17 protein-coding genes and 1 pseudogene are annotated in these 21,409 nt (G+C 61.9%); 5 read left to right on the top strand and 13 right to left on the bottom strand.

The features are described 5' to 3' along the window. The first annotated feature begins 150 nt into the window (after positions 1-150). On the top strand, positions 151-567 hold the full coding sequence (locus VNN77_14165; protein HXG52538.1) for a hypothetical protein: 417 nt from the start codon (positions 151-153) through the stop codon (positions 565-567). A gap of 61 nt (positions 568-628) precedes the next feature. On the opposite strand, the pseudogene VNN77_14170 reads toward VNN77_14165, so the two are convergent. Next, a pseudogene (locus tag VNN77_14170) lies at positions 629-1,649 on the bottom strand (IS481 family transposase). Between the two features lie 314 nt (positions 1,650-1,963). Here VNN77_14170 and VNN77_14175 point away from each other — a divergent pair. Beyond that, on the top strand, positions 1,964-2,683 hold the full coding sequence (locus VNN77_14175) for an iron-containing redox enzyme family protein (protein ID HXG52539.1): 720 nt from the start codon (positions 1,964-1,966) through the stop codon (positions 2,681-2,683). A gap of 69 nt (positions 2,684-2,752) precedes the next feature. Next, entirely contained in the window at positions 2,753-4,390 is a 1,638-nt protein-coding gene (locus tag VNN77_14180) for an alpha/beta hydrolase domain-containing protein (GenBank protein HXG52540.1), read from the top strand. A gap of 228 nt (positions 4,391-4,618) precedes the next feature. Here VNN77_14180 and VNN77_14185 read toward each other — a convergent pair whose 3' ends face one another. The 3 genes from VNN77_14185 to VNN77_14195 form a co-directional block, all read right to left on the bottom strand. After that, positions 4,619-5,125, bottom strand: coding sequence for a DUF4410 domain-containing protein (locus VNN77_14185; protein ID HXG52541.1), 507 nt, complete (start codon positions 5,123-5,125; stop codon positions 4,619-4,621). A 451-nt stretch (positions 5,126-5,576) separates the two neighbouring features. Further along, complete coding sequence (locus VNN77_14190) at positions 5,577-6,821, bottom strand: MBL fold metallo-hydrolase (GenBank protein HXG52542.1); 1,245 nt, start codon at positions 6,819-6,821, stop codon at positions 5,577-5,579. Positions 6,822-6,826: 5 nt separating this feature from the next. After that, the gene (locus VNN77_14195) at positions 6,827-7,066 is read right to left on the bottom strand and encodes a YHYH domain-containing protein (protein HXG52543.1); all 240 of its coding nucleotides are present in this window, start codon (positions 7,064-7,066) and stop codon (positions 6,827-6,829) included. 559 nt (positions 7,067-7,625) lie between these two features. Between VNN77_14195 and VNN77_14200 the strand changes: the two genes are divergently transcribed. Beyond that, complete coding sequence (locus VNN77_14200; GenBank protein HXG52544.1) at positions 7,626-8,990, top strand: CapA family protein; 1,365 nt, start codon at positions 7,626-7,628, stop codon at positions 8,988-8,990. Positions 8,991-9,131: 141 nt separating this feature from the next. On the opposite strand, the gene VNN77_14205 is transcribed toward VNN77_14200, so the two are convergent. The 8 genes from VNN77_14205 to VNN77_14240 all read right to left on the bottom strand — a co-directional run bounded on the left by VNN77_14205 (position 9,132) and on the right by VNN77_14240 (position 18,409). Further along, entirely contained in the window at positions 9,132-10,025 is an 894-nt protein-coding gene (locus tag VNN77_14205; GenBank protein ID HXG52545.1) for an oligopeptide/dipeptide ABC transporter ATP-binding protein, read from the bottom strand. A gap of 64 nt (positions 10,026-10,089) precedes the next feature. Next, positions 10,090-11,067 carry an ABC transporter ATP-binding protein gene (locus VNN77_14210; GenBank protein HXG52546.1) on the bottom strand — a complete coding sequence of 326 codons (978 nt, stop codon included), beginning with the start codon at positions 11,065-11,067 and terminating at the stop codon, positions 10,090-10,092. An 8-nt stretch (positions 11,068-11,075) separates the two neighbouring features. Further along, complete coding sequence (locus VNN77_14215) at positions 11,076-11,909, bottom strand: ABC transporter permease (GenBank protein HXG52547.1); 834 nt, start codon at positions 11,907-11,909, stop codon at positions 11,076-11,078. 12 nt (positions 11,910-11,921) lie between these two features. Next, complete coding sequence (locus VNN77_14220) at positions 11,922-12,896, bottom strand: ABC transporter permease (protein HXG52548.1); 975 nt, start codon at positions 12,894-12,896, stop codon at positions 11,922-11,924. A 103-nt stretch (positions 12,897-12,999) separates the two neighbouring features. Beyond that, positions 13,000-14,667: an ABC transporter substrate-binding protein gene (locus VNN77_14225; GenBank protein ID HXG52549.1), complete on the bottom strand. Its 1,668-nt coding sequence runs from the start codon at positions 14,665-14,667 to the stop codon at positions 13,000-13,002. Positions 14,668-14,711: 44 nt separating this feature from the next. Then, positions 14,712-16,049: an MmgE/PrpD family protein gene (locus VNN77_14230; GenBank protein ID HXG52550.1), complete on the bottom strand. Its 1,338-nt coding sequence runs from the start codon at positions 16,047-16,049 to the stop codon at positions 14,712-14,714. Between the two features lie 110 nt (positions 16,050-16,159). Further along, on the bottom strand, positions 16,160-16,903 hold the full coding sequence (locus VNN77_14235) for a hypothetical protein (protein HXG52551.1): 744 nt from the start codon (positions 16,901-16,903) through the stop codon (positions 16,160-16,162). Positions 16,904-17,224: 321 nt separating this feature from the next. Then, positions 17,225-18,409, bottom strand: a complete 1,185-nt coding sequence (locus VNN77_14240; protein HXG52552.1) for a sigma-54 dependent transcriptional regulator — start codon at positions 18,407-18,409, stop codon at positions 17,225-17,227. Between the two features lie 335 nt (positions 18,410-18,744). Between VNN77_14240 and VNN77_14245 the strand changes: the two genes are divergently transcribed. Beyond that, on the top strand, positions 18,745-20,190 hold the full coding sequence (locus tag VNN77_14245) for a radical SAM protein (protein HXG52553.1): 1,446 nt from the start codon (positions 18,745-18,747) through the stop codon (positions 20,188-20,190). A gap of 83 nt (positions 20,191-20,273) precedes the next feature. Here the strand turns inward: VNN77_14245 and VNN77_14250 are convergent, their stop codons facing one another. After that, positions 20,274-21,296, bottom strand: a complete 1,023-nt coding sequence (locus VNN77_14250) for an extracellular solute-binding protein (GenBank protein ID HXG52554.1) — start codon at positions 21,294-21,296, stop codon at positions 20,274-20,276. Positions 21,297-21,409: the final 113 nt, after the last annotated feature.

The following is a 21,409-nucleotide window of genomic DNA, read 5'->3' on the forward strand; positions in this document are numbered from 1 at the left end:
GCAAGACCCCAATGCAAACGTTCCTCGATAGTGTCCCGTTGGCGAAAGAAAAAATGTTGGCGGCGTGAGTGGGAGGAGTAAACAATGGCTGACGACGAGGACTTAACCGACGACTGTCAGATCGGCTGTTGACTTTTACAGATTACGCTTTTGCGTGTCAGTCTTGGCATTGTCTTTTTCTGGTTCGGTGTCCTAAAGTTTTTCCCAGGTCTCAGTCCTGCACAGGACTTAGCGACACGCACTATTAGCGTGCTCACGTTTGGACTAATTCCGGGATATGTCTCGATTTTGATTTTGGCCGCATGGGAATGTCTTATTGGATTGGGGCTTATTTTCGGCGTGCTTATGCGGGCAACCTTATTCCTGCTGTGGCTGCAACTGCTTGGCACGCTCGCGCCAATTTTCTTTTTCCCACATGAGGTTTTTGCCCATATCCCCTATGCGCCCACGCTGGAAGGCCAGTACATAATCAAGAACGTCGTGTTAATCAGTGCGGGTTTGATCATCGGCGCAACCGTTCGCGGTGGCAGATTAGTTGCAGACCCGGCGCAGAGTGGAGCAGATTGACGGCCGCGGACACCGTCTGGGACCTGAGATTGGAGAGATTATGGGTTCACCTATGAAAAATTCAATGAAAGGGGTCAAATTGGGCGGTCCCGGCTTTAACTGTGTGATTGACCCTGATCGTTTCAAACTCTTTAAGGGCTAAATCAACGTTGTAGTTCTGCACTTGGAGTCTCTCCTTGGCAGAATCGTACATCGTCTCCACCTCTTCCAAAAGCGGCGTCCGATCCATAAGCTCCGCGTATCTGTCGAGAGGGGTTTTACCCCCTAGCGAGCCGTGGGGCCGTTCGCAGTTGTAATAGTGCTGCCACTCCGAGAGCTTCTCTCCCAGATCGTCCCGATGAAGATCCACGGAGCCGTAAAACTCCTCAAGGTCAGTCTTCTGCGACCGCTCCACCTTGCCGTTTAGGTGAGGAGCACCAGGCCTTATGGGCCGAAACTTGATGCCCCACTCCATCAGCCGTTCCTGGACCTCGTAAGCAAAGAATTCTCGCCCCCGATCCGTCTGAATGCGCTGAACGGGAAAGGGCATCTCTTCGAGCAGTTTATCGAGAAAGAGCAGCGTGTTGGTTGCTGTTCGGCGCCGGTAGAGCCCTAAGGCCCGATGGCGTGTGCAATCGTCGATGGCCGTGTACTGCTAGCACCCCAAGGGCAATCTTGCAGGTGTCTAGCTGGACCCTCTCGCCGGGAATGGGCCGCTCATAACGGCGATAACGCTCCTTACGGCGCCTGCGCTGCAGGGGTTTGACCCGGTTGCGAGAGAGAACCTTGTGGTTGGTTGCCAGGGAAAGGGATAGGTCACGCAGGCGCAGAAGCTCGTTCCCAATCCGTCGTGCCCCCAGCTTGCGATCCACTCGGAGTTCCAAAATAAGCTCTTCTTCATCTCGATGCACCCTGCGTCCTGGAGACCGGTGAGGTCGTCGGCTCCTAGCCGCCAGACCCTGGATACCGTCCTCTCTAAATCGCCTCAGCCACGTGCGCAGAGTCGGCCTGGAGATGCCGCATCGTCTACAGACAAGACCTGCATCTCTGGTCTCTTGAAATAGCTCGACCCAGGTGAGCCGCTGTTTTAGATCTCGTTCCAAGTGCCTCCCGCCAAGTTAACAGCGGCTCTCATTGTTTGAAACCATGTCTGCGAATCACACAATTCAGGCTCGCCTACCAGGCCCGTCACAGTGCCCCGCCGCCCAATCTGTTACAGGCGCCCTTTGGAGCAGCCGCCGCAGGGTGAACGTCGCTGTCCGGGCACCCAAAAGTTCTATGACTCCCACAGTAGAGTACAAGACGCTGCTTTCCGTGGGACGCGAACGCCAGAGCGCCTCGGTCGCGCGTCGCGGTGCGCTTTGTAGCGGTCGGCCGCGGTGTGGTAGAGTCCGGTCACCGCTGAGGAGGGTAAAAAATGCAAGCCGCAGAATGGCGCAAGGAGATCGGGGAAATGGTGCGCGCGCACATGCGTTCCCCGGCGCTCGAGCACTATTTTTCGGTCAAGATGAACAACGCCCGGGCGCGGCTCATGATTACCCAGCTCGGGCTTTACATCCGCCACCGGCGCGACTGCTGGGCCCACGTGTCGGCCAACTGCCCGGTGATGGCCGTGAAGCGGGCCATCTTGCAACACGAATACGGGGAAGTGATCAAGGATCAGTACTCCGATTACGGTCATTTGCACCTGATCGTTCGCCAGGCGGAAAGGCTCGGTATGACGGCCGAGCAGGTGCTCGACACCAAACCGATCCCGACGACGAGGGCGACCCTTTACGCCTGGGCGTGGCTCACGCATTCCAAAAGCTGGATCGAAGGGTTGGCCGCACTGACGGTCACCGAGTGGACCAACGACGACCGCCTGCTGAGGGACCTCGGCGGCGGCCATTCCACGCGGATGGCCAGGCGCTGGACGGAGGACATGGGAATCCCGTGGCGCGACATGCCGAATTTCGTAGCGCATTCCCAGGCGGACGAGGTGCACAGCGACATGTTTCTGCCGTTCTTGGAACGGTACGCTAGAGGTGAGCTGGAACAGCTCGCGCTCGACGCGGTGCAGGAATCCCTCGATTTGTTCGCGCTCTATCGCGAAGGTGTGGCGCGGGCCATGGAACAAATTCCGTTGAATGGAAATTGAGCCCGCGTCTTCACCGCGTGGGCGGGCGCGATGAACTCGATGGGCGGGTAAAGCAGGAGGAGCCGTTCGATGTTTAGATCAGCCGTTCTGATAGTTTTTGCGATCACTTGTGCCTTCTCCCGGCCGGGATTCTCGCAGGAAAAATCCCCGCCTGCTGCGAAGTGGAAGGATGCTGTTTCGTGTGACGAGTTCGCTCCGCCGAAAAGGCAAGCGTTGGGTCAAAGCGTCGGGATCGAGCGCTGCCTCATTGTTTCGGAGGAGGTCATATTCAACGTCAAACGGGAGAAATTCCGGCGCGTCGAGATTCGGCTCACGGGAACCACCGACGGGTGGGCCTCCAAGGAGAAGGGCCCTCGATCGATTTATTTCACTGACGGACCGGACTTCGTATTTACACAGTCAGGGTTGATCGGCGCAAGGGCGCGAGGAATCGCGCGATACGACGCTTCCACAGGTCATGGGATGACCATCTTGTATCCCGAGGACCGGCGTCATTGGAATGGCAAGCTGTATGTCACAGCCCACGGTGCCGGCTCTTACGGGGCGATCGGCAATCTCGTGCCCCGTGAGCCGGGCGCCAGATACAACCGGCTTCAGAACGTGAACCGTTACGTCACGCTGATGATCGATAAGGGCTATGCGGTTGCGCACACGATGCGTTCGTCGGACCGGACCCGGGGCGATGCCGTGGTGACGCTCGAGGACGGAAGCACGCTCAAGAACAACCTGAGTTCTCACGCCGGCCTGATCACATCCTGGACCCAGCTGGTGCACAATTTTATCTCCAGGAAGCTCGGTTCAAGGCCCAAGCGTACTTATTTCTACGGCCACTCGGCCGGAGGTTTTCTCGGCCGGCTCGTCAACTACCAAGCCGGCGCCAATCGGGATCAACAGGGGAACCCGGTATTCGACGGGTTCTTGCTGGATGACGCGGGAAGCGGACTTTGGCTGCCGAAGCTGGTGATCGACGGGATAGACACGCTCTTCACCACGGACGAGGACCGGCGGCGTTTCGCGAAGCAAATCGATATCACGCATGCGCTGTACGCCGGCGAAACCGGGGATTACCTTCACAACAAGCGGGAAAACGCCCGGATTCTCCGGGACAAAGGGCTGGCGGACCGGCACAGGATGTACGAGATTCGTGGCGTCAGCCATTTCGACGCGGGGCAGGTTTCACGGCTCGATCTCGTTCATCAAACCCTCGACCTGACCGGCTTGTTCGATGCCTTGATCGACGGGCTCGACAACTGGGTAGAAAAGGGCGTACCTCCGGCCGCGACCAAGAGTGATGATCCGGACCTGAGCGGTGTTGGCAGGGACGGTAAGCTAAGAAACCCTGCCGTCGCCTTACCGGAGGTGGCGTGCCCGCTGGGCGTATATCACCTCTTCCCGCACGGCGTAAATCCGGGCAGGCGAGGCGGGCAGGAAACGGCATTCGCCCCGTACGACGGCGTGAACTTGGAGCCGCTCGATGCCCGCGGACAGCTAGTGGACATGAACGGCAACGGCATACGCGACAGAAGAGAGACCGTGACGCAGGCCTGGCAGCGGCTCGGCTTGTTGAAACCCGGGCAGAGCTTCAACAGGGCGGCTTACGTCAAGTGCGTCAAATCGGCGGCAGATACGCTAGCGCGACAAGGTCTCCTCCCGCGGCGAGTCGCCGAAGACTACGTGAAGCGGGCGACAAAGACGTTGCTCAACTGATACCCGGCCGGCCAGCGGCAATTGAATCGGAAGTGAGGGGGCAGCGGTGGGTCATTGCTTTCGTCACGGCTGACGAAGGCCGCTGCCCTTGTTGTCCCTCGAAACGATCGCAGTCACACTGTTGAACACGCATGCAGTTTGCGCATTCCGCCGATTCGGCGACCGCTCCAGGGACCGGGAGACCATCGTACACCTCGACGAGGGCGTCACTTTCCCGATACGGCCGCTCTATCGGAAATTCACCTTGGCGTATTCGGCGATCTTTTCGGCCGCTTTGTCCACCGCGAAGCTGAAATCGCCGCCGAAAAATCCGCTGCCGATTCTCCCTTCGGATTGAATCGTCGCCAGCTCGTTGCCAGCGGTGTCGTAAAACCTGGCTTCGACCGTGAGGGAGCCCTCGCCCGCGTTGCCGATCCCGCCCCAGAACCAGCGCGTAAACTGGCTTCCCGGGTCGAACTGGATGAAACGATATCGGATGGTCAATTCCTTGCCTTTTTCGAAAGCGTTCTCCGCGTAAAGGTAATCTTCCAGCTTCTGATGAAAAGTCGATTTGACGTCCGCCGGCACACTGACCGTAGAATTGCCTTCGGTCGCGGTTACCGAAGCAACGCTCACTTTTGCGGGGGGTGGTTGCAATACGAGTGCCCGTCCCGCGCCGCAGCCGCTCGACGCCGCGGCCTCCGCGACGAGAGCCGCCAGAGAAAGACTGCGCAGAAGTGCACTCTTAATCCTCATGAGAAACCTCCTTCCTCGATTGATTTCTTTGCAGTTTTTATGCGTCGAACCATCCGGTCGTCGCCGCCGTCTCCGGAGCACGCCGGCAGTCGGGTCCGTATCGAGATCGTCCGTCAATTTCGCCGATATGGCGACAGGTGCAACCCCGATGCCAGCTCTCGGCGGCCGGGAGCCTGAGGAGGCAGCGACGACAGAGCGTTCTGTTCAAGGAGGCGAGAACGAGTTAAATCAATGCCTTAGATCGATTGACGATCGTACAGGGGCCGCTCCCCGATTTCGCCTGCCGCGGTTTCCCCTGCCAACTTGGCTGGACAGACGGTTTGTCGACTGCCGCATGGTCTTTACGGTGGAGTTGTTGACCGCCCTTGGATGTCGACGCACAAGCTTTCTATGGAGTTGCCACGTGGCGCGGCCTTGTTCGTCGCTGATCGGGTCGGGCCGCCGGCAAGTGTTAATGTTCCAGCACAGACTTGTAATTGCAGACCAGAGGCAGCGTTGCGCCGCCGGCGCACACGATGTGATCCTTGTTGCCGTCCTGGTTCTTGTCCGTCTGCAGGATCGCTCGCTCGCCGTTCTCGTAGCGAAGGATCGTGGTGAGCTTCGGCAGGTGGTGCTTCGTGCTCGCCGAGATGATCACGAACCGCGGGTCCACGGCGTCGATGAAGGCCTGTGTGCTCGCGGTTTCGCTCCCGTGATGCGGGACCTTGAGGATATCGGCCTTCAAGAGCCCCGGGTGCTGCTGCTCGAGGTCGAGGAGCATCTTTTCGATGTGGCCGGGTGTGCCGGGAGATTGCTCGTTGCGTTCCTTGCCGTTGGCGTCGCCCGTGAAGAGAACCTTCACCCCCTGAATCTCGAGCTTGAAAACGATCGAGGCGTTGTTGATCCGGTACGGGCAGTCGTTGTTCGAGGCCGGTGGCGTCGCCGAGCTGTGGAGCAGGGTGAAGATCATGCCCGGCAGGAGAGGGAGAGTGAACGGGGCGACCTGACGGCTCCTGGTCGAAGGGGCGTGAAAGTTTTCCAGGGGCCGTTTGAACGTGCCGGTTACCTGGGAGCTGACCCTGGTTATGAACGTATCGTAGCTCGCGAGAGGATTGCAGTCCCGGGTGTAGCCCGGTTCCCAGAATTCGACGAGCGTGCGGGGAGCCGTGGCCTTTCCGTCCTGGTTCAGCAGTCGCACGAGCCCTTTCCAGTGATCCGAATCGCCGTGCGTCACGACGACGAGCTCGATCGGGTCCTCGATGATGCCTTCTTTGCGGGCGTAATCGTGCAGCACGGTGAGGCTGTCGCCACCGTCGATGACGATTTCCTTGTCGCCCATGTCGACGATCACCGCGTCTCCGGTGCCCACATCCAGAAAGTGAATCTTGAAGCCGGCGGGTTGAGCCCCGGTGCCGTCTTCGAGGAGCCGGGACCATGCCTTGGCGACGTATCCGGCCTCACCGTTGGCGAGCTGGATCTTGTACCAGTAGGGGACTGACTCCAGCAGCGGCGCCGTCTCGCCTTTGCGGAGGCGGCCGATCTCGAGCGAGTCCGCCGAGGCCTCCTCACGGATGACGATCGACTCGTGGACCTTCTCGGCGGGAGTGACGCGAGCGGCAAACACCGCCGGAGCGCAGGCAACCCAGAGATGGCAGGCGAGCAACGCAAGCCGCGAAAGCCGTCTCGCCCGGGCACGGCGATGGGCACACCGGTTCATCCGGCTCACTCCTTCGGCTTCGATTTTTCCGCCTGGCGCGGCTTTACCGCTTCGCGTGTCTTCAGCATCTCTTCGCGGGAGGAGAAGGATCGGCCGGCGAGCGGACCGCGGTGACAATGGTAGCCGCCCGCCTTGCGGTCGTGGTGGCAGCCGTGGGTGTCCAATCCACCGCCGTGCGCGCGGGCCGCTGCGGGGACAAGGAACAAAAGCGCGAGCAGGCCGAAGCGAACTCCGATTCGCAGCATTGCGCCCTCCGTGTCGGAAGCATGCGGGTGTGGGAGCCCGCCTTGCGCGGCGGCTGAGGGACCCTCGGGCCGCCGCCCGGCGCTCGACGTCCCCCGATGCGCGATGCGCGTGCCCCGGAAGTTTCCACAGCAGCGCCGCGGCCGCCTTCGCTCCGTCGTGGAGCGACCCCGCGTCTTGCTCGCCTCGATCGTCGAGCAACACGGGTGCCAGCCGCGGGCGGCTCACACCGTGCGATGGCCAGGCTCGGCGGCCGGGGGGATTTTGCTGAAAAGTAAATGATTGGCGGACCGTCCGGCGGGCTGTCGACGGAGTTAGCCGCCGCTTTCGCCTGCGAAAGACACGGTCGCGCGTACCGAAAAAGTAACGCCGGGCAGACTTTAGGATACGCAGGCGGCCGGGCGGACGCTTCGGCTCGCCTCTTCAGCCCTGCTGGCGATGTCGCCGGAGGCCGAGCATTCGGTTGTTGCGTACGGGAACGCGGCCGGGCTATATACGCCTGGGAACCGTTTTGAGAGCGCCAATACGCTCGCGAGCCTGTCGACTCCGGGAGGTTTGTCGATGCTCTACGAACCCGAATCGGGAAACATCAAGATTGCGCTTCTCGGCGACGTCATGCCGACGCGGCGCCTTTCGGTCTTTCGCGAGGAGCGTTATCTCGAGCTGAGGGAAGTGCTGACCGGAGCGGATGCGACGTTCGCCAATCTCGAGTCTTGCGTCCATGAATATCTCGAGGGTCACCACGGCATCAGCGGTGGAACCTACATGACGACCGAGCCGCATCTCCTCGAAGACCTCAAGTGGCTGGGGATCGACTTCGTTTCCTGCGCCAATAACCATGCTTTCGACTACGGCGAGGAGGGGATTCTTGCGACGATCAGGTATCTCGACGCCGCGGGACTGCCGCACGCGGGAACCGGCAGGAACCTGAGGGAAGCCCGCAGCCCGGCGTACCTCGATACCGCGCGCGGCCGCGTCGCGCTGATCGCGGCAACCGCAACTTTTCCGCCGCCGGCGGTGGCCGGCGAGCAAAGACCGGACGTTCCGGGACGTCCCGGGGTGAATCCCCTGCGCCACAGCACCGCTTACCTCGTGGACCGCCGCGGGCTCGAGGACTTGCGGCGCCTGGGGGCCTTGCTCGGTTTCGACGCGGCGCGGGAAAGGCGCCGCAGTTTGGGAGACGCCCAGGCTGCGCTCGGAGCCGACGGCGAAAGCGAGTACGACTTCGGCGGGATGCGCTTCGAAAGAAGCGAGACGTTCGGGATTCGGACCACGGGAAACAAACGCGACATTGAGGAGAACCTGCAGCAAATCAAGGAAGCCCGGCGCATGGCGGACTGGGTGGTGGTCAGCCTCCATTGCCACGAGCTCGGGGGAGAGAAGTTAGCGACGGCCCGACTCCGAAGCGAGATCGAGGAGCTGGCGGACTTCGCGGTGGAATTCGCCCATCGCTGTATCGACGCCGGCGCGGATATCTTCGTCGGCCACGGACCGCAGGAGCCCTTCGGCATCGAGATCTACCGCGGCCGGCCGATCTTCTACAGCCTCGGCTCGACGATTTTTCAGCTGGAAACGCCGCGGTTTCTAGCCGAGGAAGCCTACGCGCGCTACGGGCTGGGTCCGGATTCCGGGCCCGCGGACTTCGCCGACACCCGTTATCGAAACGACACCGTCGGCCATCCGTCGGATCCGGCTTACTGGAGGCAAGTCGCGGCCACCTGCGAGTTCCGGGGAGGAAAGCTTTTGCAGGTCGACCTTCACCCCCTGGACCTCGGATTCGGCAAGCCTCGCTGGCAGAGGGGCCGGCCGGTCCTGGCCGATCCGGAGCTGGGCGAGAAGATCATTGCTCGCGTGGCGCGGCTGTCCCAGAAATTCGGCACGGAGGTTCGCTGGCAGGACGGGCGCGGCGTCATTGTGATCCGGTGAGGCGTCCAGCGCTTCGGCTGGCTCAGGAACGCTTCGTCCCGGGTTCCGCAAGGAGACTTCGACGAAGGCCGGCGCTTGACCACGACGCCGGCGTTGTCCCGGGTTACTTCCGCTTTGTCGGCGCAGCTGCGGAATCCGGGTTCATTCGTGCAGGAAACAAGCAACCGCCACGCCGTCCCCTTTTTCTCTCAATTCCGGCTTCTCTTCCCTGCAGCGGCTCATCACGAAGGGACAACGGGTATGGAAGCGGCATCCCGCTGGCGGATCCACCGGCGAGGGGACGTCGCCCTTGAGCAGCATGCGTTCCTTCTGTCGCGCCAGCTTCGGATTGGGGACGGGAGTGGCCGACAGCAGGGCCCGGGTATAGGGATGCAACGGGTTCGAGAAGACCGCCCGCACCGGTCCCCTCTCGACGATCAACCCGAGGTACATGACGGCAACCTCGTGCGCCAAGGAACGAACCACGGCGAGGTCGTGCGTGATGAAAAGAAAGGAGAGGCCGAGCTGGCGCTGAAGGTTTTTCATGAGCGCCAGGATCTGCGCCTTGACCGACACGTCCAGGGCGGAAACGGCCTCGTCGGCCACGATGAGCCGAGGTTGCACCGTGAGCGCCCTGCCGATCCCAACCCGCTGCCTCTGCCCCCCGCTCAGCTCGTGGGGATAGCGGTCAAGATAGATGGAAGGCGGAGAGAGGCCGACCCGCTCGAGCATTTCGGAGACCTTTTCGTCGAGGTTCCCCGCCGCCAGCCCGTGGTCGCGAAGAGGCTGGCCGAGAATCTCCCGGACTCTTTTCCTCGGGTTCAGGGACGCGAAGGTGTCTTGAAAAATAATTTGCATCTCCCGCCGGACGCCCAGCAGCTCCCGGCCTTCGAGCCCCAGCAGGTTTCGCCCGCGAAAGAAGATGGCTCCGGCAGTGGGCTCGATCAGTCTCAGGACGAGCTTTGCGGTCGTCGACTTTCCACAGCCGCTTTCGCCCACGAGCGCCAGGGTCTGCTTCCAGGGGACCGAGAAATCGATTCCGTCGACCGCCTTCACGAAGCGGTCCGACCTCGAGAAGAAGCCCGCCCGGAGAGGGAAGTGCTTCTTCAAACTCCGGACTTCAAGGATGGGTTCCGTGTCGTCGCTCCTTTTCATACAGCCAGCAACTCACCTGACGGCCCGGCTTTTCCTGGACCGGCGACGGCTCTTTCTCTCTGCACACGGACATGGCCGCCGGACATCGCGGATGAAACCTGCAACCCGCCGGAGGGTCCAAAAGGTTCGGCACGGCCCCTTCGATCGTCTCCAGTTTCTCGCGAAACTCGGCGATGCTCAGCGAAGACCGCAAAAGCCCTTGAGTATAGGGGTGGAGGGGCTCTTCGAAGATGCTGAACACGTCTCCCGATTCCACGATCTTCCCGGCGTACATCACGTAAATACGGTCGCAGATCTCCGCCACGATGCCGAGGTCGTGCGTGATCAGAAGCAGCGATGTCCCCTTTTCGGCCTTGATGGTCTTGACCAGATCCAGGATTTGGGCCTGGACGGTCACATCCAACGCCGTGGTGGGTTCGTCCGCGATCAAGAGCGACGGGGCGTTGGCCACGGCGATCGCGATCAGGACGCGCTGGCGCATGCCGCCGCTGAGCTCGTGCGGGTATTGCTGCGCCACCTTCGGAGGATCGGCAATGCCGACGGATTCCAGCAGCTTGAGCACCGATTGCTCCGGCGCCGGAGCGGCGATGGCTTCGGCGATCTGTCTTCCCACTTTCATCACAGGGTTGAGATAGGTCATGGGATCCTGGAAAACCATCGAGATTTCCCTTCCCCTGACCTCCCTCATCTCCCGCTCGTCGAGCCTCAGAAGGTCCCGCCCGCGGAACCGGATTTCGCCTTCCTCGATAAAGCCGGGCGGGCTGGGAACCAGCTTCAAGAGCGAGTGGGCTGTCATGGTCTTGCCGCAGCCCGATTCTCCCACGAGCCCCACCGCTTCACCTTTCGAGATGCACAGGTCGACTCCGTCGACGGCGCGGACCAGGCCGAGGCTGGTACGCAAGTACGTCTTCAGGCCCTTCACCTCGAGCAGCACGTTTTCCATGGTCCTCGCTATTTTTCCTTGAGCTTCGGATTGAGGACGTCGTTGATCCCGTCGCCGACGAGATTGATCGACAGAACCAGCAGGGAGATCGCCAGCCCCGGAAAAACGGCGAGCCAGACGGAGGACCAGATGCGCTCCTGGGCGTCGCTCAACAGCATCCCCCAGCTGATGAGGTTCGGGTCGCCGAGACCGAGAAAGCTGAGGCCGGCCTCCAGGAGGATGGCGCGCGCCACGAGGAAGGACCCGACCACGATCGCGGGAGGGATGGCGTTGGGGAGGATTTCGGCGAAGATGATTTTCCAGTTCCGCATCCCCATTACCCTGGCGGCGAGGACGAACTCGCGCTCCTTGAAAGTCAGGAACTGTGCCCGGACCACCCGGGCGACTTCGGGCCAGTCCAGCAAGCCGATGACGATGATGATCTTGGTGATGCCGGTGCCCAGCATGGCGATGATCAGCAAGGCGAGAAAAAAACGGGGTATCACGAGCACATACTCGGTGGCACGCATCAGCAGGTCGTCGACGAATCCCCCGAAGTATCCCGATGCCGAGCCGATGACCGTGCCGACAACAAAAGACGCCGCGGCCGCCAAAAAGCCTACCAGGAGAGAAACCCGGGTTCCGTGCAGAATGCGACTGAAGGTGTCCCTGCCCAGGTCGTCGGTCCCCATCAGATGATCCCACTGCGGCGGCAAGAAAGGTCGGTCGCCGAGCCGGAAGGGATCGTACGGCGAAAGCGGCGCGGCAAAGATCGCGATCAGGATGAACACGAGGAGACAGTAAGCGCTCGCTTCCGCTGCTCGGTTCTTCCTGAATCGGCTCCAGAATTCGTGCAGTCGCATGCCGTCACCCGGCTATTTCTTCCGGCCGTACGTGACGCGCGGATCCAGCCAGAGGTAGACGAGGTCGACGACAAGGTTGGTGACGACGACCAGAACCGTGGTGATGAGAAAGGTTCCCATGAGCACGGGGTAATCTCTTTTGAGGATCGACTCGTACATGAGCCGACCGACTCCCGGCCAGCCGAAAACGGTCTCGACGAGAACCGATCCGGTAAAAAGGAAACCGACGTCCAGACCGATGATGGTAACGACGGGGAGCAGCGCGTTGGGCAACATATGGCGGGAAACCACCTTTTTTTCATCGAGCCCCTTCGAGCGCGCCAGCGTAATGTAGTCTTCGTACGAAACCTCCAGCACGCTGCTCCTCATGATCCTCACGTTGATGGCCAGGTGACGGATCGAGAGGGCGAGCACAGGCAGCACCAGGTGCGCCAGGCGGTCGCGCAACGCGGCCAGCCCTTGCAGCTGAGTCCCGAGGCTCTGCACCCCCTGAGATGGCAGCCAGCCGAGCTGGATCGAAAAAACCAGCATCAGCATCTGGCCGAGCCAGAAAACCGGCAGGCAATAGCCCAGCATCGCGAAGGCGCTGATCGCGTTATCCGCGGCCGAATAGGGCTTGCGCGCCGCGAGAACCCCCAGCGCCACGCCGAAGAGGCTGGAAAAGAGAAGGGCGGGCACCATCAGTTGCAGAGTGGCGGGAACCCTCTCGAGAATCACCGTCAGGACCGGCTGGCGGTAATAGAAGGAGAATCCAAGGTCCCCCTGCAAAACGGACTTGATGTAAAGCCAGAGCTGGATGTGGAGAGGTTGATCGAGGCCGAATTTTCGTTGCATCTCCTGCACGTAGGCGTCCGGCGCCGGGAACTCGCCGACCAGGCTTTCAATCGGATCGCCGGGCGCCAGGTGGACCAGCGTGAAATTCAGGACGACGACGCACAAAAGGAGGGGGCCGGCGTGCAGGAGCCTTCTCAACGCGTACGTCGTCACGGATCCGTCGCCGGACATACCGTTGCGGGATTTGCTGGCCCGAAGGTCGCCAATCGCCGACCGCAGGGCTCAAAGGGTTGCAGTCAATTCGTCCGAGCGGGTCTCACGAGTCCCGATCGTACTCCCCTTCCTTCAAGGGAGTTCCCTTCGTCCACCAGATTTCATCCATTCGCTCGTAGGTTTCCGTACTGGTGAACGCCCCGCGAAATTCATTCCGGATGACGTTGGGCTGGAGCCGGTCGGCCACCGGAACCGAGGGCAGATCGCGCATGATGATCTCCTGAATTTCGTGGTAGGCCTTCACCATCTCGTCCTTCTTGCTGGTTCGCACGGCCAGGTCGAAAAGCTGGTCGACCTTGGGGTTGCTGTAGCGTGTAAAATTGGTGAAGGGCCGCCCGGTGATCGAGCTGGTGGTGTACAACCTCGCCACGCCCAGAGCGGGGTGCCCTCGGGTCGTCAGCGGTCCCCACCACAGATCGTAGTCGTATTTTCGAAATACCTTGTCGAGCATGACGGACCGCTCGAGCCGTTCGAGCTTGATGTCGATGCCGACCCTCTTGAGCTGCTCCCGGAGGATCTCCACGGGCCGTTCCGAGTTGGCGTTGCCCGATTCGAAAGACAGCCGAAGGGCGAATCGCACCCCGCTGTCCTTGCGCCGGTAGCCGGCCTGATCCAACAACGCATTGGCCTTTGCCGGATCATGCGAGTACTTCGGCACGTTCGGATTGTAAGCCCAAGGGATCCCCGCCGGGATGACGCTGTCGATCAGCTTGCCGGATCCGCGAAAGCCGTGCTGCACGATGAACTCCTTGTCGATCGCGTGGGCCATCGCGAGCCTGACCTCGCGCTTCCCGAGGATGGGATTGTCCTTGAAGTTGAAATGGAGCCCGATGACGCTCGGCGAGCCGATGTCCTTGAGGAGGGTGTTGGGAACCTTCTTGAGCCGGTCGAGTTGCTGGTAGGGAAAGGATTGGCTTCCCGTGATGGCCTGTACCTCTCCGGTCTCGAAGGCAATGGCGCGGCTCGCCGCATTGGGAATGATCCTGAAGATGAGGCTGTCGAGAAACGGGCGGCCTTTCTTGTGGTAGTTCTCGTTTCGGACCAGCGTGATGTGGCTCCCCCGCACCCACTCCTTGAGCTTGAAGGGCCCGGTCCCGACGGGGTCCCTGAGGTTGCGGGGATTGGTCATGACGTCCGTTCCTTCGTAAATGTGCTTGGGCATGATGCAACCGTCGTGGGCGCTCAGGACCTCCATGAAAGGCGAATAGGGCTTCTTGAGGCGAATCACGACGGTGTCCTTGTCCGGGGTTTCTATGCTGCTGATGTTTCCGTAAGCCTCCCGGCCTCTGGCGTTGTATTTCCCGACGAGGTTTTCAAAGCTGTACTTCACGTCGGCCGAAGTCAGGGGCTTGCCGTCGTGCCAGCGCACGTTCTCTTTCAGGTGAAAAGTGTAGATCCGGCCGTCCGGCGAGATGGTCCACGATTTCGCCAGTTCCGGATGCGGGTCCGAGTTCTCGTCCAGATGGATCAGGCCGCTGTAGATCTGGGTCGTGATCGTCGCGACGATCTGGCTGCTCTCGATTCCGCAGTTCAGGGTCGACGGATCCGTGGTGATGGCCAGAACGAGCGTTCCGCCGCGCCGCGGCGTCCCGTGGATCGGCCCGGCCCAGGCTGCCCTCTCCCCGAGGACGAAAGTGGTTACGGCGAGCGTCAGCAGGATCGCGCGCCGGGACCGTCCTGACCGGGCATTGTCCTTTTTCGCCTTTGCCATGCTTCTTCCTCCCTTGCAGTAGCGGACCTCCCGCCGGGCCCGGGCTAACGGGATCGCCCGCTTAGCAGATCCGCGAGCGTCACAAGGCTCTCCAGCCGCTCAAGACCCCGTACCAATTCCCATACGCGCTCGGCGTCTTGCGGTCTCACGGCTCTGGTGGCGCAATCCGTGTACTTCGCGTGAATGTCGCTCTCGGTCGTCAGCGTTCTGCGGTCGGCGACTTCGATCGCATAGGTTTTGCCGTTTTTGAGCCTGACCGTCAGGCGTTCGCCCTTCCCGCTTTCGCTCGCCCGCGGAACGTGCCTGATCCTCTCCATGATCGAGCGCACCAGCGGATCCCTCACCCTTTCGTCGGTGAACTGGTCGATGACCACCTTGTCCTCCAGAAGAGCAAGCGCGAGGATGAACGGCATGCTGTTGTGCCCCGCGATCCCCTCTCGGGGATCGACGCGACAGAGAGATCGCAAATGAAAGTCGCATTCAATCGACTCCACGTCTTCGGGGCCGAAGCCGTGCTCCCGGCGAAGCTTGAGGAGCCCGTCGATGGGACGGTGGCTCGGCGAGCAGGCGGGATAGGCTTTGATGGTCGGGAGCCGCTCCAGGTAGTAATCTTTTCCGAGCGACTCGCCGAGCGCCTCCCAGCGGCATTCGCCTTTCAGGCAGAGCGCGTCCACCAAGCCATGGTGCGCCTCGAGGATTTCCTCGTCCGCGCTGAACCCCGCCGCGGCCAGGGAAGCTGCGAGAACGCCGTTTCTCGCCGCGTTGCCGCCGTGGAGGGCCTTGGTCATCGTCCCGAAGTTACGCCGAAGCCCTCCCGCCAGAGAGGCCGCGATGCCGAAGGCGACGCACATCCGCTTGACATCCAGCCCGAGAATTTTCCCCGCGGCAGCCGCGGCCGCGAGGCTGCCCGTGGTTCCACCGGCAAACCAGCCGCGCGAAGTCGGCCCGCCGAGATTGAGCGCTCGTCCGGCGTCCAAGGCGGCGTCGAGCCTGGAGCACACCTCGCGACCCAGGATATAGGCCTCCAGCAGTCGGGATCCGCCAGCTCCTCGCCGTTCGCCGAGGGCGAGCGCGGCGGGCAGCGTGTGGATACTGCCGTGGAGGTCGTCGTCGAAATCGAGGATAAAGGCGGAGCTGCCGTTGACCAAAGCGGCAAGCTCCGGCGCGGTCTTCAAGTCGCTGCCGATCACGCTCGCCTCCGGAGCGGCGCCGAGACCCCGCGCATAGTCCATGAGAATCCGCCCGGCGGGCTGCCGGGAGCCGGCCAGGGTAACTCCCAGAGCATCCAGGATGACGAGCTTGGCCGTCTCGACGGCTTGACCGGGGATTGCCTCGATCCGGGTCTCAGCGACGAATCTGGCCAGGGTTTGGGTCGGGCCCATGCTCGAACTCAACGGGAAGACCGGACAGCGGAGACCGGAAACGGCAAGCCGTTATTGTACAGGCCCTCTCTCAGTCGATCTCCGCGCGCCAACGAACTCCTCAGGGCTCCCTAGTGGTTTTCGAGCAGCAGACGGCCGTAGCCGGGAATCGGACTCCAGCACCCCAGCATATGAAGCAGATGCCACACGGTAGCCACCTGGTTGGTGATGACCGGCTTGTTGAATTCCTCTTCCAGCTTCGCGATGACCGGAAGCGTCAGCCAGGCGCCGCCGCCGATGTAAACTCCGTCGGCCATGGGGAACCTCTCCAGGGCACCGCGGCCGAGCTCGTACGCCAGCTCGATGCTCTCGCCGCTCCCCATCTTGACGAACTGCCCGGGCGTCATCGACTGCGCGTTTGTCCCGACCATCGAGATGCCCTCCCGGCCGAAGAACTGAGCCAGGGTCTGATTCATGGCGTCGGTCCATTTGTTGGCTGCCGCTATTTTCTTTATGCCAAGCTGTTTGGCCGCCGCGACCACGCTCAGGACGGTGGAAGTCACCGGAACCCCGGCTCTAGCTTCGATGTGCGCCAGCAATCGATTCAGGGCCTCCGGCCCGATGAGGATCGGCAGGGGAACGCCGGACTGGATGACGACATCGACGCCTCGCTCGAGAAGCAGATCCAGTTGCCGGTCGATGGGCGCGAACACACGCTCGACATCCTGCCTCGTGAAAGCTTCCAACCCCAACGGGACCATGACGAGCATGACCCCTCGCGGGACCAGCTGATAGAACTCGTAAGCGTGGTTGTCGATGACGGCCAATGGCGCAAGAGAGCCGATCTTCCGCTTCGGCAAATAGTCTTCGAACATTTGCTCCCCTTTCGCGATCTTCGCTGCCGGTCGGGATCGTTTCGAGGCGATGGGGTGTCGACTCGTGCTATGAGCAATAAACCAATCCTCGTTCTTATGGCAAGGGGTTTCGCGGGAAATCCGCTTGGGGTTGTTTCGGGTCGGCGACAGCGCCTGCCCGTCTCGTCTTGCCCCGCCGAGAAGGGAGACCGGACCTTCTTGCGCTGGTCTCTGCCGGGTCAGCAGTTGTCGGGCCCGTTGGATGCGCGAGCCCGTGCGGGTCCTGAAAGGGCATCGACCACCCACTATTGGGTTAAAACCGGAATGTTCCTCGGCTGCCGTTCAGGCGGTGCGATGTTGCCGAAGGTCGGCCGCGGTCAGATTCGGGCCGGGAGCCAGAAGCGCCAGACGCTCCATCGTGTCGCGCAGCTCGCGCACGTTTCCGGGCCACGCGTAAGCGGCCAGCTCGGTCGCGAAGTCGTGCGCCCACGGCAGTATGGGTCGCTGGTACTTTTCGCCGAACGATTCCAGGTAGTAGCGGGCGAGCAGCGGAATGTCTTCACCCCGCTCGCGGAGCGGGGGCAGCGCCAGATGGAATCGGTTCAGTCGGTAGAAGAGCTCCGGCAGGAGCCTTCCGTCCTTGACCGCGCCGGCCGGAGAACGACTTGTAGCGGCGATTACGCGGGCCGCAACCGGAACACCGGCGACGGCCCCGATGCGACGTACCTGCTCTTCCTCCAGGACTCGCAACAGCTTCGCCTGCACCGCCGGGGCGATTGCGGTGATCTCGTCGAGGAAAAGAGTGCCGCCGCCGGCCCGCTCGAAGCACCCCGGCCGCCGCTCAAGGGCGTCGGGAAAAGCCCCCTTTTCGCAGCCGAAGAGCTCGATCTCCATCGACGCGGGGGCGGCCGCGATGCAGTCGAGCGCGAGAAAAGGCTGCTCGCGCCTCGGGGAGAGGTCATGAAGCGTCCGCGCGACGAGCTCCTTTCCAGTGCCGCTTTCGCCGCTCACCAGGACGGCGGCGTTCGTGGGCGCCAGCTGGCTCAATCGCTTGTAGAGCGCGCGCATGGTCGGCGACTTCCCGATAAGCTCGCCGTAAGAGCCCAGGGGCGACTCCAGCCTCTGGCGCAGCGCGCTCGCCTCGCGGGCGAATCCGATTTGTCTGAGCCCTTTCTCCAGGATCGCGCGCAGCTTCGGCGGCTCGAGCGGCTTCGTCAGGTAATCGTAGGCCCCGAGCTTGATCGCCTGCACCGCGGTCTCGATCGTCGCCTGGCCGGTCAGCATGATGACCGCCACGTGATGCACGCGTTCGTGCAGGGCTTCGAGGAACTCGAGGCCGGTCATGCCGGGCATGACGAGGTCGCTCACGATCGCGTGAGGAAGCTCACGGTTGCACCGCTGCAGGGCGGCCTGGCCGTCCGCCACCGCCGAGGCGTCATAGCCCCAGCTCTCCAGCAGGGTTGTAAGACCACTGCGCGTGGCGGGGTCGTCGTCGACGACCAGAACGGTGGGGCGGGGGTGAGCCATATGCGCCGGCTGCCTCCGTTTACGACGCGTACATTATGGATCGTTTGTGCTCCGGCAGGCAACGCCGAAAAATCTCCAGGGGGTCTCTGGCAGGGCTTAAGGCTGATACTCGATCAGTGGAAGATGAAAACCGACCACCGGAAACCAGCAGCCGCAAACTGCCGTTGCCTGCCGGTCTCGGAAAAGGAGTTTTTACTTTCTTATTTTTCGGAGACGAGGTCTCCCGCGATCGCGGCGACCTGGTTGATTTCATGGGATTTCTCGTACGTATAGAGCTGGTACCGAAATTGCTTGGTGCATAGAAATTCAAAACACGAACTATTTTCGGAGTCGGTATGAAGCTTCTCTTCCTCACTCCTCCGATGGGAAACTGGGCGAGATGGGGCGAGAGACACTGCGCCACCAATCCTCTTCACGCCCATCTTGCCGCCTATGTGCGCGAGAAAGGAGCGGCCGAGGTCGCGGCGCTCGATTGCCGTGCCCTAGCTATCGGCGAAGAGGAAATGATCGAGCGGGTAAAGGAGATGGAGCCGGACGCGGTTTTTCTGGGGACACGGCTTGTCACCGAGGGGGGCGCAAGCCCGGTCATCCGCTACCTCGAGACCGCGGAGAGCCTCAAGAAGCTCTTTCCGGAGGTCGTCACGATCGCTTCCGGGCTCGCGGTCTCGGCGATGCCCAGGGAGCTTCTCGCGCTTTGCCCGCACCTCGATTACGTCCTGATCGGCGAGCCCGAGGAGACGCTGGTCGAGCTGCTCGAGGAACTGGAAAGCGCCGCCTCCCGACTGCAGGAAGTTCGCGGTCTCGCCTACCGCGCGCGGTCGGAGGTGGTGACCACCGCGCCGCGTCCGTTGCTGGCCGATCTCGACACGCTCCCGATGCCGGCTTACGATCTCTTCCCGATGGACAGGTATCTGGGGTTCTCGGCGATCGAGCATTACAACGAGGCGGTCACGAGCCGGGGTTGCGAGGGGGCGTGCAGCTTTTGCTACGAGTGGGGGCTGATCGATCCGAGGAGGCGGTCGGATTTCTTCGTCCATCGTACTCGCAGCGCGCGGCTGGTCGCCGACGAGATGGAGCTGTTGAACAAGCGTTACGGCGTGAGAGCGCTGAACTTCCTCGACGACGATTTCAACTCCGAGCGTAGGAAGATGGTCGAGCTCCTCGACGAGCTGGAAAAGAGGGATCTGGATCTGAGCTGGTTTTTCATGGGCAGGGCGAGAAACCTGATGCGCGACGCGGACTTGATCCCGAGGATGCGCAAGGCCGGATGCTACCAGGTTCTCTTCGGCATCGAGGTCGGCACCGACGGCGAGCTTCAGAAGATCCACAAGAGCGAGGAGCCGTACACGATCGCCGACCTGAAAGAACTCGTCCGGCTGCTGCGCCGAAACGACATCTCGACCGTCGGCACCTACATGAACGGCTTCTGGGAAGACGACGCGGAGAAGATCCGGGCGCGCTTTCGCGCCGTGGACGAGATCGATCCCGATCTGGGCGTTCTCATGCTTCTCACGCCGATGCCCGGCTCGCCCGTCTGGCACCGGGCGATGCGGGAGAACCGCATCGAGAGCCTCGATCTCGAGAGCTGGGACGCGCTGCACACGGTCATGCCGACGCGCCATCTGACGCGCAAGGAGCTGGGCGAGCTGTCGGCCTGGGCCAATCGGCAGTTCTTCAGCAAACCCGAGCGGATCGAGCGCATCGAGAAGGGCTACACCTCACCCTACGTGCGGATGAAGTTCGCCGCCTATCGGGCCACCGCCCATCGCATCGGATCCTAGTCGGCTGCCCCGATGACAGCGGAAAGCTCCCCGAGCCCGGGGAAGCGTCCGGGCTCGATGCCCGCGCCCAGGAAAGCGTTTTTTCAGAGCCCGAAGATCTCCCGGAACTCCTTGATCGTCTGATTGAACTGGGCTCCGCTCTGGGGCGGCTCGACCTGGAGCTTGAGCTTGGACTGCTCCATGCGAGGCGAAAACGGCTCCACGTCGGAGCGCGCCGGGATGCGCCTCAACGAGCGCAGGCGCTGCTGCGCCGCTTTGGAGAGCAGGAAATCGTAGAAGAGCTTCGCGGCGTTCGGATGTTGCGGCCTGGCGCTGATGGCGGCGGCGTTGACGGTGACGACGATCGGGTTCACGGTGCTCACCCACTCGACCGGAGCCCCTCGCTTCTTCATCTCCTCGATACGGTGAGCGTAGATCACTCCCATGGGAAATTCCCCGGCGGCCATGAGCTGGGCGATCAACGTGTGGCCCTTGCGCCACTGGATGTCCTGTTTCGCCAACGCCCTCATGTACTTCTGCGCCCGCTCCCGCCCCCAGGCCTTGTGCAGGGTTCCATACCAGGAGTACTGCTCCTGATCGATCGATATCTTGCCTTTCCAGCGCGGATCCAGCAGATCTTCCCACTGTTTCGGGGCGTCCTTTTCAGGAACGAGCTTGGGGTTGTAGCCGATGGTGGCGTAGTTGATGTAGACTGCCGTCCAGTAGCCCGAGGGATGCTTGAATTCCGGAATGAAATTTTTACTCTCGGGCGAGCGGTAGGGCTGGAGCATCCTGGCTTCGGTCAAAGCGTCGACCTCGCTGATCGTGACGAGGTCGAAGTCGTGGCGCCCGGCCCGCGCTTCCGTCACGATGCGGTTCAGGGTTTTCTCGCCGCTCGCTCGAAAGATCTCCCCCTTGATAAAAGGATACTGCTGCTCGAAATCCTGGAGCAGCGGCTTCGATTCGGTGATGTTGGTCGAGGTGTACCAGACGACCTTGCCTTCCTTCCTGGCTCCCTCGATCAGCTTCACCCTGTCCTCGGTCTGGCCCCACCCTGGCGCGGCGCCGGCCAGATGAGCGGCGGCCGCAAGGCAGAGGGTCAGAAGGGCTGCTAGAACTGCGTTCATCTCGCTTACCTCCGGGCGTGTTGCCGAGCGTAAAACGGGGTGAGTATAGAACAAGCGCACTCGAAGTCAATCAGGGGGCGAAGGGTGAACGAGCGGCTCGGATCTTCGCGCAA

It is taken from the genome of Candidatus Zixiibacteriota bacterium, from assembly GCA_035574315.1.
Lineage (GTDB): Bacteria > Desulfobacterota > Binatia > UBA9968 > UBA9968 > DATLYW01.

Excerpts from the sequence above, each read along its gene's own strand:
- VNN77_14175 (HXG52539.1), top strand. The coding sequence starts at position 1,964 with ATGCAAGCCGCAGAATGGCGCAAGGAGATCGGGGAAATGGTGCGCGCG.
- VNN77_14180 (HXG52540.1), top strand. The coding sequence starts at position 2,753 with ATGTTTAGATCAGCCGTTCTGATAGTTTTTGCGATCACTTGTGCCTTC.
- VNN77_14185 (HXG52541.1), bottom strand. The coding sequence starts at position 5,125 with ATGAGGATTAAGAGTGCACTTCTGCGCAGTCTTTCTCTGGCGGCTCTC.
- VNN77_14190 (HXG52542.1), bottom strand. The coding sequence starts at position 6,821 with ATGAACCGGTGTGCCCATCGCCGTGCCCGGGCGAGACGGCTTTCGCGG.
- VNN77_14195 (HXG52543.1), bottom strand. The coding sequence starts at position 7,066 with ATGCTGCGAATCGGAGTTCGCTTCGGCCTGCTCGCGCTTTTGTTCCTT.
- VNN77_14200 (HXG52544.1), top strand. The coding sequence starts at position 7,626 with ATGCTCTACGAACCCGAATCGGGAAACATCAAGATTGCGCTTCTCGGC.
- VNN77_14210 (HXG52546.1), bottom strand. The coding sequence starts at position 11,067 with ATGGAAAACGTGCTGCTCGAGGTGAAGGGCCTGAAGACGTACTTGCGT.
- VNN77_14215 (HXG52547.1), bottom strand. The coding sequence starts at position 11,909 with ATGCGACTGCACGAATTCTGGAGCCGATTCAGGAAGAACCGAGCAGCG.
- VNN77_14225 (HXG52549.1), bottom strand. The coding sequence starts at position 14,667 with ATGGCAAAGGCGAAAAAGGACAATGCCCGGTCAGGACGGTCCCGGCGC.
- VNN77_14230 (HXG52550.1), bottom strand. The coding sequence starts at position 16,049 with ATGGGCCCGACCCAAACCCTGGCCAGATTCGTCGCTGAGACCCGGATC.
- VNN77_14235 (HXG52551.1), bottom strand. The coding sequence starts at position 16,903 with ATGTTCGAAGACTATTTGCCGAAGCGGAAGATCGGCTCTCTTGCGCCA.
- VNN77_14240 (HXG52552.1), bottom strand. The coding sequence starts at position 18,409 with ATGGCTCACCCCCGCCCCACCGTTCTGGTCGTCGACGACGACCCCGCC.
- VNN77_14245 (HXG52553.1), top strand. The coding sequence starts at position 18,745 with ATGAAGCTTCTCTTCCTCACTCCTCCGATGGGAAACTGGGCGAGATGG.
- VNN77_14250 (HXG52554.1), bottom strand. The coding sequence starts at position 21,296 with ATGAACGCAGTTCTAGCAGCCCTTCTGACCCTCTGCCTTGCGGCCGCC.